The organism is Paracoccus sp. DMF-8, assembly GCF_029309835.1.
Taxonomy (GTDB): domain Bacteria; phylum Pseudomonadota; class Alphaproteobacteria; order Rhodobacterales; family Rhodobacteraceae; genus Paracoccus.
On the sequence record NZ_JARJHL010000017.1, the window covers coordinates 71530 to 84670 of the forward strand.

General features: G+C 64.7%; 11 protein-coding genes and 2 pseudogenes. 2 read left to right on the forward strand and 11 right to left on the reverse strand.

Features of this window, described 5'->3' with window-relative positions; all coding sequences use genetic code 11:
• Positions 1–61: 61 nt before the first annotated feature.
• The 3 genes from PE067_RS18305 to PE067_RS18315 are packed head-to-tail and all read right to left on the reverse strand — an operon-like array spanning position 62 to position 2446.
• The gene (locus PE067_RS18305) at positions 62–1471 is read right to left on the reverse strand and encodes a HAMP domain-containing sensor histidine kinase (protein ID WP_276191138.1); all 1410 of its coding nucleotides are present in this window, start codon (positions 1469–1471) and stop codon (positions 62–64) included.
• 25 nt (positions 1472–1496) lie between these two features.
• Positions 1497–2156 (reverse strand): response regulator transcription factor, encoded by a 660-nt coding sequence (locus tag PE067_RS18310; RefSeq protein ID WP_276191139.1) that lies wholly within the window; start codon positions 2154–2156, stop codon positions 1497–1499.
• Positions 2156–2446 carry a PepSY domain-containing protein gene (locus PE067_RS18315; RefSeq protein ID WP_276191140.1) on the reverse strand — a complete coding sequence of 97 codons (291 nt, stop codon included), beginning with the start codon at positions 2444–2446 and terminating at the stop codon, positions 2156–2158. The genes PE067_RS18310 and PE067_RS18315 overlap by 1 nt, the downstream gene beginning before the upstream one ends.
• 264 nt (positions 2447–2710) lie before the next feature.
• Here PE067_RS18315 and PE067_RS18320 point away from each other — a divergent pair, with 264 nt between their 5' ends.
• Positions 2711–3430, forward strand: coding sequence for a calcium-binding protein (locus PE067_RS18320; protein ID WP_276191141.1), 720 nt, complete (start codon positions 2711–2713; stop codon positions 3428–3430).
• Between the two features lie 59 nt (positions 3431–3489).
• Here PE067_RS18320 and PE067_RS18325 read toward each other — a convergent pair whose 3' ends face one another.
• The 4 genes from PE067_RS18325 to PE067_RS18340 all read right to left on the reverse strand — a co-directional run bounded on the left by PE067_RS18325 (position 3490) and on the right by PE067_RS18340 (position 8616).
• Positions 3490–4908, reverse strand: coding sequence for an FAD/NAD(P)-binding protein (locus PE067_RS18325; protein ID WP_276191142.1), 1419 nt, complete (start codon positions 4906–4908; stop codon positions 3490–3492).
• A 153-nt stretch (positions 4909–5061) separates the two neighbouring features.
• Positions 5062–7305 (reverse strand): phosphoenolpyruvate--protein phosphotransferase, encoded by a 2244-nt coding sequence (ptsP, locus tag PE067_RS18330; RefSeq protein WP_276191143.1) that lies wholly within the window; start codon positions 7303–7305, stop codon positions 5062–5064.
• Positions 7306–7334: 29 nt separating this feature from the next.
• Entirely contained in the window at positions 7335–8444 is a 1110-nt protein-coding gene (locus PE067_RS18335; RefSeq protein ID WP_276191145.1) for an aspartate kinase, read from the reverse strand.
• A gap of 4 nt (positions 8445–8448) precedes the next feature.
• Positions 8449–8616 (reverse strand): hypothetical protein, encoded by a 168-nt coding sequence (locus PE067_RS18340; protein WP_276191146.1) that lies wholly within the window; start codon positions 8614–8616, stop codon positions 8449–8451.
• Positions 8617–8990: 374 nt separating this feature from the next.
• On the opposite strand from PE067_RS18340, the gene PE067_RS18345 reads away from it, so the two are divergent.
• Positions 8991–9239: a hypothetical protein gene (locus PE067_RS18345; RefSeq protein ID WP_276191147.1), complete on the forward strand. Its 249-nt coding sequence runs from the start codon at positions 8991–8993 to the stop codon at positions 9237–9239.
• Between the two features lie 93 nt (positions 9240–9332).
• Here the strand turns inward: PE067_RS18345 and PE067_RS18350 are convergent.
• From PE067_RS18350 to PE067_RS18365, 4 genes and pseudogenes are all read right to left on the reverse strand, one after another.
• A pseudogene (locus tag PE067_RS18350) lies at positions 9333–10380 on the reverse strand (DUF3445 domain-containing protein).
• Positions 10381–10385: 5 nt separating this feature from the next.
• Positions 10386–11341: pseudogene (locus PE067_RS18355) on the reverse strand (PDR/VanB family oxidoreductase).
• A gap of 485 nt (positions 11342–11826) precedes the next feature.
• On the reverse strand, positions 11827–11949 hold the full coding sequence (locus PE067_RS18360) for a hypothetical protein (RefSeq protein WP_276191148.1): 123 nt from the start codon (positions 11947–11949) through the stop codon (positions 11827–11829).
• Between the two features lie 55 nt (positions 11950–12004).
• A complete protein-coding gene (locus tag PE067_RS18365) occupies positions 12005–13138 on the reverse strand; it encodes an aminomethyltransferase family protein (protein ID WP_276191149.1) in 1134 nt (377 codons plus the stop codon).
• Between the last annotated feature and the right edge of the window lie 3 nt (positions 13139–13141).

Here is a 13141-nt window from a genome sequence, read left to right on the forward strand (position 1 = left end):
GGCCGCTGATCCAAAACCCCGCAGTCGCCCCCCTGCAACCATGAATGTCAGCCCATAGACATCAGCGCGCGGCTGCGGCCTTTTGCAGGATCAGCGTGACCAGCAGGCCGGGATTTGCGTTGACCAGACGCAACTCGCCCCCGGCCGCCGACAGGATATCCTGCGCAATCGACAGGCCGAAGCCATGGCCCTGCCCGGTCCGATCCAGACTGACACCGCGCCGGACAAGCTGGTCCAGCCGGTCGGGCGGCACGCCCTGCCCGTCGTCGCGGATGGTGATCGTCACCCTGTCGCCCCCCGCCCCGTCGCCCCCCGCCCCGTCGCCCCCCGCCCCGTCATCCCCCGCGCCAACCGTGATCGCCACCGCCGAAACCGCATGACGCATGGCATTTTCCAGAAGCGCGCCAAGCGCCTCGGTCAGGTCCTGCTGGTCGATCCGGGCCGGGGAATGCGGCGGGGGCGCGGCCAACTGCCAATCCAGATCGGCACCGCGCGGCAGACGCCGCATCAGCTTCAGCATGCGTTCCAGCAGCGCCACGACATCGGTCGCGCTGCGGCGATGGTCGGACTGGATGCGGGCGCGGGTCAGTTCACGGTCGACGATGCCGCGCATCGCCGCGACCAGAGCCTCGATACTGTCGGCGGTTTCGTCATCCCCGCGGTTTCGCAGCAGTTGCGCATCGCCCATCAAGCCCTGCAGCGGCGTCTTGAAACCATGCGCCAGATCGGCGGCCCGCCTGCGGGCGCGGTCAAGTTCCTGTTCGCGGGCGTCCAGCAGATGGTCGATCTGGCTGGCCAGCGGGCCGACCTCTTGCGGCAGATCCGGGCCCATCCGTGCCCTCTCGCCCCGCGCCAGCGCGGCGATCTGCGTGCCGATCCGGTCCAGAGGCTGCAACCCGATGGTGATCTGCGCCCAGGATGCCGCCATCAGCAGCGCCGCAAGCAGCGCCAGATAGGGCAGCAATTCATCTAGAAAATCGCGGCGGGCACCGACCAGCCCGGCGCGGTCCTGGGCGACGATGACGCGCAGATCCACCCGATCCGCGCCGTCACCGATGACCAGACCGCGATCCACCGCGACCAGTTGCGCGCCCTGCGGGCCCTGCAGCCGTTCAACCCGCAACTGGCCGGGGCGCGGCGCGGGTTCCTGCGGGCGCAGCGTGAAATCCCAGAGCGAGCGCGACTGGATCATCCGCCCGCCAAGTGTCACCTGCCAGTATTTCCCGGAAAAGGGCAGTTCGTATTGCGGATCCAGCCGGTTCTGCCGCACCCCCGCCATGCTCAGGTCATGGTGGTCGATGGTGGCGACCAGCGCCATCGCGCGGGCGTCCAGATCGGCGACCATGACGCGCTGCGCATGGCGTTCGAACAGCAGCGACAGGACCAGCGCCGCAATCGCCAGCGCCACGGCGACGGCAGCCGCCCCGGCCAGAAACAGCCGCAACCGCAACGAGCCGCGCGCCTGCGTCATGACCGCACCAGCGCCGCGCGCCCCCTCATCCCTGCCCCAGATGATAGCCAAAGCCGCGCCGCGTCGCGATCACCCCCGGCCCCAGCTTGCGGCGCAGGCGGGTGATGACGGCCTCGATGGCATTGGCCTCTTTCGCGTCCTCGTCGCCGTAAAGATGTTCCAGCAGCTCGCCCGGCGGCACGACGCGGTCCTGCTGATGAGCCAGATAGGACAGCAGCCGGAATTCCAGCGGAGTCAGATGCAGCGGCACCCCGTCACGCGAAACGACCATGCGGTTCAGGTCGATGCTCAGCCCGGCAATGCCGAACGTCGCGCCGCCGCGCCCCGCCGCCCGCCGCACCAGCGCGCGGGCGCGGGCGACCAGTTCCTCCATCCGGAAGGGCTTGGGCAGGTAATCGTCGGCGCCCGCGTCGATGCCATCGACCCGTTCGGTCCAGGCGCCCCGCGCGGTCAGGATCAGGACGGGCGTGTCGCAGCCTTCGGTGCGCCAGCGTTTCAGCACGGTCAGCCCGTCCAGCCCCGGCAGGCCCAGATCCAGCACGATCAGGTCGTAATTTTCCGTGCCGCCGCGAAACCACGCCTCGTCGCCGTCCTGCGCGCGTTCGACCAGAAACCCGGCCGAGCTGAGCGCGCGGTCCAGATCGGCAGCGATCCGGGCGTCATCCTCGACGACAAAGGCGCGCATCAGTCGTCCTCTTCATAGTCCAGAATCGTGCCTGTGGCGGCGTCCACCTCGATTTCCACATAGCGGCCATCGGGGGTGATCATCTCGATTTCATAGATGAGCAGGTCGTCGTCATCGTCAAGTTCGACTTCGATCACGCGCCCCGGATAGTCGCGCTGGATCTGCTGCAACACCTGCGCCAGCGGCAGGATTTCGCCGCGCGCCACCGCATCCCGTGCGATTTCGTAATCCGGCAGGGCCTGCGACCAGATCGGGCTGGCAGGGGCAACCATCACAAAGACAAGCGGCAATATCCGATTCATGGGACCAGAATACTTCATGGGGCCAGAATACGGTGGCCAGCCTGACAAATCACTGACGAAACCTGTCAGATCGCTGTCAGCCGCGCTGTGCCAATCTGCCCGCACTGGCACATCGTCCCTGCCCGCCTGATCTGTCCCGGTCGCCCATGGCGCCGGAAAACGCCGAACCCCTTCGGTCGGCAGGCGCGGACGACGGCCATTTTCGCGGTCCCCGGACCGACATCACGCAAAGCACATCAGAAGGAGCCAGACATGGCACGCTACACCGGAACGAATGGACATGATCGCTACACCGGCACGGCTTTCAACGACTGGATGTCGGGCCTCTTGGGCAATGACATCGCTTTATGGCCTTGGCGGCAACGACGACATCAACGTGGCGGCGGCGGCAATGATGTTCTGTATGGCGGCGACGGCCGTGACGACCTCGAAGGCGGCGACGGCAATGACCTGCTGTATGGCGGCAACGGCAATGACGAGCTGGAAGGCGGCGCCGGCAACGACCGCCTGTATGGCGGCAACGGCAATGACGAATTGGAAGGCGGCGCGGGCAACGATCTGCTGAACGGCGGCATGGGCAATGACGATCTGGAAGGCGGCGCCGGCAATGACACCCTGTTGGGCGGTCTGGGCAATGACGAACTGGACGGCGACGGCGGCAATGACGTGCTGCATGGCGGCGCGGGCCGCGACACGCTGGACGGCGGGCGCGGCAATGACGTGCTGACCGGGGGCATCGGCGTCGATATCTTTGAATTCGAACGTGGCGACGGGCACGACCGCATCACCGATTTCAAGAATGGCATCGACCGGATCGATCTGGACGATTTCAGCGCCGCTCAGGTCCGGGCGGTGATTTCCGGGGCCCAGCAACAGGGCAATGACGTCGTGCTGACCCTGTCGGCCGATACCACCGTCACGCTGTCGGATTTCCGTCTGGCGCAACTGGATAGCTCTGACTTCATCTGGTGAGATCAGGGGCAGGAAGGCAAAGGGCCGGGTAAAACCCGGCCCTTTTTCACGATTCCCGCTCAGGCGGCCGAGGCAGGCCGGGCCAGATCGCGCGACAGGCGCAGGGCCGTGGTTTCGGCCCAGATCGTGACCTCGGGGGCGCCCATCAGCTCGCCCACCGCGCCGCGCGCAAGGGGGCCTGCGACCAGCAGGTCGTCCTGCGCCTGCCCGTCCTGCGCGATGGCCTGGCCGTCGGGCGTGGTCCAGATGCCAAGCGCCAGCGGGTCGGGGCCGATCAGCCCCTGCCGCGCCAGATCAGCCAGAACCGGGTTCTGCGCGATCACCGCGCCATGCGCGGGGCCGGTCGCCAGAACGACATGCGTGACCCGCAGCGAAAGCGCGTCCCCCTGCCGCTGCGCGATATTCAGCATGACGACCTGCCCCGGATCGGTCCGCGTCACATTACCGGTGATCGGCCGGACCTGCCCCGATCTGATCAGCCTGCCCAGCACCTCATGGGTCTGGGGCGCGATGCGAAAGCGGTGGATGTCCCACAGCCCGCGCAGATGGCGCAGCAGCCGCCGGCGTTCGACCTGCGGCAGCGCGGCCCAGATCTGCGGACCCTGCACGCGCAGGCGGTCGAACAGCGGATGCCATGTCAGCCCCGCCGCCAGATCCTGCGCCAGCGCGCGCCGGATGCGGCGCAGCAGCGCCAGCGCGGTCCGTTCCGGCGCCACCGAAAAATCCGCTGTCGTTTCCGCCTGTTGCGGCCCATGCGGCTGCGAACGCCTGCCGTGACGCGACAGCAGATGGATACGGCCGCGATGGCCGCGACGATGCAGGCTGGCGACGATATCCGCGCCGGTCAGGCCAGAGCCGACGATCAGCACATCCCCCTCTGCCGGAATCGCGGCCAGCGCGTCCGGGGCATAGGGATCGGCGATCAGCGCAGGCGTTCCCCGCAGCGGCGCCAGCGCCCCCGGCAGCGCGGGCGCGGGATGGGTGGCCGCCAGCACGACGCGCTGCGCCTCGACCAGCGCGCCGTTGTCCAGACGGATGCGGAAACCGCCCGCATGGCGTTGCGCCGCGACCGCGCGCCCGCGCAGATGGGTGATGCGCCCGGCGTCGATCTGCTCTTGCAGATGTTCGGCGATATAGCGGCCAAAGACCTGACGCGGCACAAAGACATCGCCCGTCGCCGTCGTGGAAACAGGCGCGATCCACGGCGCGCGACCGGATGCCAGCCAGTCCTGAAAATGCAGGGGCTGGTCGGAAATCAGCGACATCTTGTGTTCGGGCACATTCAGCCGGTGGTCGGGATCGGGCGTCGAATAGGCCAGCCCCTGCCCTAGGGCGTCGCGCGGTTCGATCACGACGATCCGCAACTCGTCCGCCCTGCGCAGCCGCGCCAGATTCCTGGCGAGAACGGCGCCCGACAGCCCGCCCCCGATGATCGCGACCACCTGATCGGAACGATGGGACTGGATTGGGCTGGGCATCTCGGCCTCCGGTATTCTGGCGATATATCACGATCTGATTGGTAGATTTATATCGCCCGTCGCCGAGATACCATTCCAAAATCCCACCCGGAAACAGGAAAAAATTCCACCCCGGCAAAACAGGGTGGAATACGGATCCGGTGCGGATATGGGTTATTGCCGCGCGATCCAGTCGGTGATCTGGCGGCGCAGGTTCGGCAGGCCATCGTTGCGGCCCTGATCTATCACCGCCTTCAGCCCTTCCAGACTGACACGGCGGATCAGATGCTTGACCGGCCCGATCGAGGCCGGACGCATCGACAGGCGCCGGAAACCAAGGGCGGCAAAGGTCACCGCCTCGATCGGGCGACCGGCATCCTCGCCGCAAAAGGACACCGGCACGCGCGCCTCGTCGCAGCGGCGGCAGATCTGTTCCAGCATGGTCAGATAGGACGCACTCAGCGTATCATAGCGCCGCCGGACCCGTTCGTTTTCAGCATCCGCCGCGAAAAAGAACTGTTTCAGGTCATTGCCGCCGACCGAGATGAAATCGCACATCTCGAAAAACCGCTGCGGCGCAAAGGCCATCGAGGGGGTTTCGATCATCGCCCCCACCCGGATGTCCGAGGGCAGATCATGCCCCAGCTTCTGTTCGCGCCCGACCGATTCCATCAGCAGACGCCGGGCCGCCTCGAATTCGGCCATTTCGGCGACGAAGGGGAACATCACATAAAGCGGACGCCCCACCGCCGCACGGATCAGCGCCTGCAACTGCATCTGCAACACGCCGCGCTTGTCCAGCCCGACGCGGATCGCGCGCCAGCCCATCGCCGGGTTCGGTTCGTCCTGCGGCTTCATATAGGGCAGGACCTTGTCCGAGCCGATATCCAGCGTGCGAAACATCACCGGCAGGCCGTGGGCGTTGTCCAGAACATGCGAATAGAGCGCGGCCAGTTCGCTGCGCCGGGGCACGCGGGTCCGGGTCAGGAACTGCAATTCCGTGCGGAACAGCCCGACCCCTTCTGCGCCCGAGTTCTGCAGACTGGGCAGATCGGCCATCAGGCCCGCATTCATATACAGCTTGACGGTCGTGCCGCACAGCGCCTCGGCGGGCAGGTCGCGCAACCCGGCATAACGGCTTTGCGCCTCGGCCTGCATGGCGATCTTGTCGCGAAAGGCGGCGGCGACGGAATCCTCGGGGCGCAGATGGACGGTGCCGGCATCGCCATCGACAAGGATCTGATCGCCGTTCAGCGCCTCGGACGCGATGCGCTCGGCATGGACCACCAGCGGAATCGCCAGCGCCCGCGCGACAATCGCGGCATGGCTGCCGACCGAGCCCTCTTGCAGGACGACGCCTTTCAGCTTGCGGCCATATTCCAGCAATTCGGCGGGGCCGATGTTGCGCGCGACCAGAATCGGGTTTTCCGGCATCTCGGCGCCGGTATCGCGGCCCTGCCCGGTCAGGATGCGCAGCAGGCGGTTCGACAGGTCGTCCAGATCATGCAGACGGTCGCGCAGATAGGGGTCGGCGGCGCTTTCCAGACGCGAACGCGCCAGCGACTGTTCCTTTTCGACGGCAGCCTCGGCCGAAAGGCCCAGTTCGATGTCTTCCTCCATCCGGCGCAGCCAGCTACGCGAATTGGCAAACATGCGATAGGCTTCCATCACCTCGGTATATTCGCTGGCGGCGCTGTCGCTGGCGGCGATCATCGTATCGACATGGCTGCGCAGCATGGCGACGGATTCGATCAGCCGGGCGCGTTCCTTTTGCGGATCGTCACCGACGGGGTTGGTGATGACGACGCGCGGCTCATGCAGCCAGACCCGGCCTTCGGCGGCGCCCTCCTGCCCCGTAGCGCCGCGAAAGACCTGCGGAAAGCGGTGCTGTTGCAACCCGCCGTCGCCCTGCGAATCGCCGAATGCGCCCAGTTCGGCCATTTCGGCCAGAACCATCGCCACGACTTCCAGACCGTAGACCTCATCTTCGGTGAACAGTTCCGCCGCGCGCGACTGCACGACCAGCACGCCCAACCTTTCGCCGACGCGCTGGATGGGCACGCCCAGAAAACCGGGAAAAACCTCTTCGCCGGATTCGGGCATGAAGCGGAAACCGGGTTCGGCGGGGGCGTTCGGGGTGTTGATCGGCCGACCGGTGCGGGCGACGCGGCCCACCAGCCCCTCGCCCAGCTTCAGGCGGATATTGTGGACGGCTTCGGCCTTGAGCCCTTCGGACGAACACAGTTCCAGCGTATCGGCGTCGCGGAACAGATAGATCGAACACACCTCTGTCGCCATGGAATCGGCGATCTGATGGGTAATATCATTCAGGCGGTCCTGACCCTTGCCAGGCGCCGCCAACGTGTCGCGCAAGCGTTTCAACAGCTTGCGCGAATCGCTATCCCTGCGTGCAGCCATTCACCCCCGCTAAAGCCGCGGGCCCGAAATCAGGCCTTTTCCAGCTCAAAGGCATCATGCAGCGCCTGCACGGCAAGTTCCATATACTTGCGGTCGATCAGCACCGAAATCTTGATTTCGCTGGTCGCGATGACCTTGATGTTGATGTTTTCATCAGCCAGCGCCTTGAACATGCGCGCGGCGACGCCCGCATGGCTGCGCATGCCGATGCCGACGACCGACACCTTGGCGACTTCGGTATCGACGACCAGTTCGTCATAGGCGATGTGACCGGCGGCCTTGGCTTCCTCCATCGCCTTGCGGGCGCGGGCGACCTGGTTCACCGGGCAGGAAAAGGTCATGTCGGTCACCGAACCGGGGTGATCTTCGTAATCCTTTTCGGAAATATTCTGGACGATCATGTCCACGTTCACGCCCGCATCGGCCAGAGGCGCGAAAATCGCGGCGGAAATGCCGGGCTTGTCCTCGACCGTGACCAGCGTCAGCTTGGCTTCCTCGCGGGAATAGGCGACGCCGTTGACGACTTTCGATTCCATGATTTCATCCTCATCGCAAACAAGGGTGCCCGACGTTTCGTCGGTTTCGTCAAAGGAGGACAGCACCCGCAGACGGACATTGTAGCGCATCGCTAGTTCGACCGAGCGCGTTTGCAGCACCTTGGCGCCAAGGCTGGCGAGTTCCAGCATTTCCTCGAACGCGATCTTGTCCAGCTTGCGCGCTTTCGAGGTGATGCGCGGATCGGTGGTATAGATGCCATCGACATCGGTATAGATGTCGCAGCGTTCCGGCGCCAAAGGCGGCGGCGACAGGCGACGGCGGTGGTGTCCGACCCGCCCCGGCCAAGCGTGGTGATGCGGCCCTCGGGCGACAGGCCCTGAAAACCCGCGATCACGGCGACGCGCATGCCTTCGGCGAATTTCTGGTCGATGTTGTGGTCGCGGAATATCGACGAAACGCGCGGCGGAATGGGCGGCGGTCGTGTTGATCGGCACCTGCCAGCCCTGCCAGCTACGCGCGGGCACGCCCATTTCCTGCAAGGTCAGCGACATCAGCCCTGCGGTGACGTTTTCGCCGGAACTGACCACGGCGTCATATTCGCGGGCGTCGAACATGGGCGAGGTCGCCTCGACCCAGCCCACCAGGTCATCTCGTCTTGCTCGACATCGCGCTGACGATGACGATGACGTCATAGCCGCGTTCGACCTCTCGCCGCACCTTTCGGGCAGCTTTCTTGATGCGGTCCAGGTCGGCCACCGAGGTGCCGCCGAATTTCATCACCAGAAGCGGCATGTATTGCCCCCAGTAGCCCATTTTTCAACCGCTGCCTTCTAGGCGCGTCGCGCCGGAACCACAAGTGGCGTTCGACATTTTGCCTGCAATCGCTGGCCGCCCGCCCGAGAGAAATGGCCCCGGGAAATGGCCCGGTCGGGAACCTGGGACAGCCCGCCCGTGTTGATGTCAAGGAACAGGACGGAGACGGAAAAATGAAGGGAATCATCGCCTATCTGCTTGGCATACCGATCGTGGTCATCATCCTGCTGTATGTGACGGGGATCTTCTGATCGGGAATTTTCCGATGGGGAATTTTCCGGCCACGGCGGGGACGTAACGCTTTCGTCCGGTTTGATCTTGTCGCCGCGCCGCGTTAGGGCAGGCGGAAATCAAATCGTGAAAGCGGGACAGAAATGCGGAAAATCCTGACGATCGCTGCGGCCGTTGTGATCGCCGTTGTGGTGATAGCCGGATACAAATGGTATGGATACGTCACCAACACCGACAGCCCCTATGATGAAATCGGCATCGACCTGAACAACCTGATGCCCGGCCCGATCAACAAATGGGGCTGCGACCGGCTGCACCAGACCTTTGGCAATGTGCTGCCGCCCTATGGCTGTCAGGCCCCGGATGGCGACGGTCGCCAGTGGCGCTGGTGACCGTGCCGTTGACGCGCTCCGCCGACGCAGGACATGAATTGAGGGCGACCGCCGCGGGGAAGAACGGCGGTCGCCTTTTTTGCCGGAACCCGATCAAACGTCAGGTGCTGTGCCCGGAGAGGTTGGCGCGCCGTCGTCATATTTCGACAGCCACTCGACAATCATCGGACGGTTCACGGCAAATCCCTTGTATTCGGCCAGCTCATCAGGCAGGTCGCGCAAGACCCGGTGAAAGCGGCGGCCCCATTTCGGCACCGTCACCAGATCGTCCAGCCGGATCAGATAGCAGCGGATCGGAAACAGCAGGCCGTTGGAACGCGGCAGGCGGAAAAACGTCTGCAACTCGACCCGCAGATATTGTTTCTGGCCAAGGTTTTCAGGCGTCACCGTGCGCTTTTCCGGGCCCCATTTGTGATAGTTTTCGGGGCTGGTATCCAGACGCGGATTGACCGTCATCGTCCAGTTCAGCCGGCGCGAGGGATCGCCCTGCTGGATGTTCAGCAGGAATTTCAGCGCGCGCTGGAAAATCCCCATTTCGGCGGCCTTGGGCACGGGTGCGTGCCATTCGAAGAAATTCATGCCGATGTCGAAATCCAGGCTCCAGTCCGCCTGGCTGGTGATCATCCCGGCATCCATCCACAGATTGCCTTCGCGCTGGTCCAGCACCGCGAAATCGCCCTGCGCCTGACGGGTGATATATTCCAGCGGGCCGCAGGGCAGCGTCGTCGGATCCAGAAAGGTGAATTTCTGGTCGATGCCCGAGGGCTTGTTGATCCAGTGCCAGTTGTTGCCGTCGCGGTGCAGTTCGAACAGATCGGGGTAATCCTCGGATTTGGACACCATGATCAGTTCCAGCACATCCCAGCCCGCCAGTTCCATATGGGGCAGCGACTGGCAGCGCAGCGGATCTTCGGCCAGGGTGATCGCCCGGTCGCGCATTTCGCTGATGTAATGTTCGTCCACGTCAAAGCGGGCTTCAAAAAACCGGATCCTCGCCCCGGCCCCCCTGATGCGGCTCCATGTTGACGGAATACATGTAGTCGTCTTTGTCGAAGGGGAACGGAAAGCGGCGGATCGCGCGCGCCGAATTGTGATAGGTATAATCGTCGCGGAAGGTTTCGTCGTTGAACTGGATGGTCATCGCATTCACCTGTCTATGATGAGTTCCTTGCCCCGGAATCGCGAGACACAGGGCATGATCTTGGATTTCGCGGCCTTGTCGTCGTCGGTCAGCCAGTGGTCGTTGTGCGGCATCTCGCCCTCGCAGGACGCGACATCGGTTTCACACTGGCCGCAGGCCCCGCCCCGGCACAGCCACGGCGCATCGACACCCGCGGCCTCCAGCGCCTCCAGCAGGCTTTGATGCGGGTTGACCGTGATGGTGATGCCCGATTTCGCCAGCGTGACCTGAAAGCTTTCGCCCGGCGGCGGCGCCAAGAAAGACTTTCGGAATGCAGCGCATCGCGTGGCCAGCCAAGCGCGGCGGCGGTGTCGCGGACCGCGTCGATCATCGGCTGCGGGCCGCAGGTTCGCGTAGACATGCGCGCCCATGGGCTGGCCGCTCAGGATCGCGCGCAGGTCCAGAAAGCCGTTTTCCTCGGTGATCTGCACATGCACCTGCGGCAGCTTCGGCAGCAGCTTCATGCCCGCCGCCTCGTGCCAGTTGCGCACCGAATAGAACAGTTCGGGCGGCAGTTGCAGCCGCGAAAGCTGTTTGGATTTGCGACACGAAGAGGCGTGACCCCGATACCGCCGCCGATCAGCAGATGCTTTTTCGCCCGCAGATCCAGCGAGAACAGGTTGACCGGCGCGCCGATCCGCAGGGTATTGCCGGGGTGGACATGGGTGTGCATATAGCGCGACCCGCCCCGCCCCGCATCGTCGCGCCGGACCGCGATTTCATAGCCCGACCCGTCCATCGGATCGGAAATCAGCGAATAGGCATTGCGTCGCAGCACGTCGCCATCGGGCATTTCGACGACGACATGGGCGCCGCCGGAAAACAGCGGCAGTTGCGCGCCGTCGGGGTCTTCGAAACGAAAGCGGGTGATCTGGGAGGTCAGCGGCTCGACCTCGGCGACCCGCAGCGATCTGGTGGTCATGGCTGGATCTCCTGCGTGGGGGGGACGATGCCCGGTGTTTCGGCATCGACGCAGACACCCTGAAAGGCGCCGAGGCGGCGCGAATAATGGTCGCGGACGAACAGCGTCAGCCCGCGAAATACTTGCGAACAGAACATAGGGGTCGGTGGTGACATTTTCGGTGATGCCCTTGCAGTGGACGCATTGCATCCGCCGCGCCGTCCCGCCGTGCCGTTCGGCCTGAATCGCGCCCAGGGGCAGGCCCGCCGCCAGCGCGGCCACGCTGACCCGGCCGATCAGCCCCTCGTCCCCGGCGATATACAGATGGGTGCCCATATGCGCCTCGGACAGGGCCTTGTTCAGCCGTGGCAGCACGGCCTGATGGCTGGCCCGCCTGATGATACAGCCGGGGCGACAGTGCGGCGATCTGCGGGCCCAGATCGCTGCCCGAGGGGATATAGATCACATGCGCGTCGGTCATCCCTTCGGGGTCGGTCGCCGCAAGCTCAATCACGGCCGCGCCGCCCGCCGCCTTCGGCAGCCATCAATGTCGGCACGCCCCCGCGCGAGACGGGTTTGGGATAGACCGGTCGGCTGCGGAAAACGGAGGCGTCTTCGGTTCGTTGCATGTTCGGCTCCTGTTGGTCGGGGCGAGGCGATCTTGCGCCGCCTCGCCGGTCGTCATCAGCCCTTGGCGGTGCGGATCTTCTTGTCCGGGTCGTAGAAGGGCATGGGTTGGGCCGTCGCCGCGATATCGCCGCCGGGGTTGCGGATGGTCAGGGGCGTGCCCGGCACGGCGCATTCGACCGGCAGCCGGGCGATGCCGACGTTCCAGTTGTTCAGCGGGCTGTTCATGCCAACGGTGACGACACCGACCTGCTTGCCGTCCACGATGACCGGCGCGCCTTCGGCGGCGGGCTCGGTCCCTTCCAGCTTGACGCCATAGATCTTGAAGCGTTCCTTGCCTTTCAGCCGGTAATGCTCCTCGGCGCCGCGGAAACCGGTCTTGCCGGGCGAGACGGTGAAATCCAGACCCAGTTCCCACAGCGTATCACCACCCGGTTCATTCTCGAACGGATAGGTTTCGCTGTTGTCATAGGGATAGAACAGCAGATAGCTTTCGGTGCGCAGCAGGTCCAGCGTCGTGAAGCGGGTCGGGATGATGCCCATTTCCGCGCCTTCGGCGACGATCCGGTCCCAGATTTCCACGGCATCCTGACGGCGGCAAAAGATTTCATAGCCGCGTTCGCCGGTATAGCCGGTGCGCGAGATCGTCACCGGCTTGTCGAACAGCGTGGTGTGGGTGTGGCTGAAATAGGCCAGGTCACGAATGCCCGGCACATGTTTGGCCAGGAAATCGACGGCAACCGGGCCTTGCAGCGAAATATCATGCAGGTCGTCGTCGAACATCACCTGCACATTGCGGCCAAGCGCGGCGCGGGTCAGTTGCTCGTGGCCGGCGCCGGCCCCATGCACGACCATGAAGCTGTGCGGCCCCATGCGGTAGATCACGCAATCGTCGATGAACTTGCCCTGATCGTTCAGCATGCAGGCATAGCTGGACCGGCCCGGCTTGATCTTTTCGACATTGCGGGTGGTGGCGCGGTCGATGACATGGCTGGCATGGGGGCCGATGACATGGACCTTTTTCAGCCCCGAGACATCCATGACCCCGGCCTTGGTGCGGATCGCCAGATATTCTTCGGTCTGGTCCTTGTCATAGGTCCGGGCGGTGCCCATGCCGCTCCAGTCTTCGCGGTTCGAGCCAAGGGCCCGGTGCCTGTCGGCCAGTGCCGAAAATCTCCACGATGCAGTCATGTC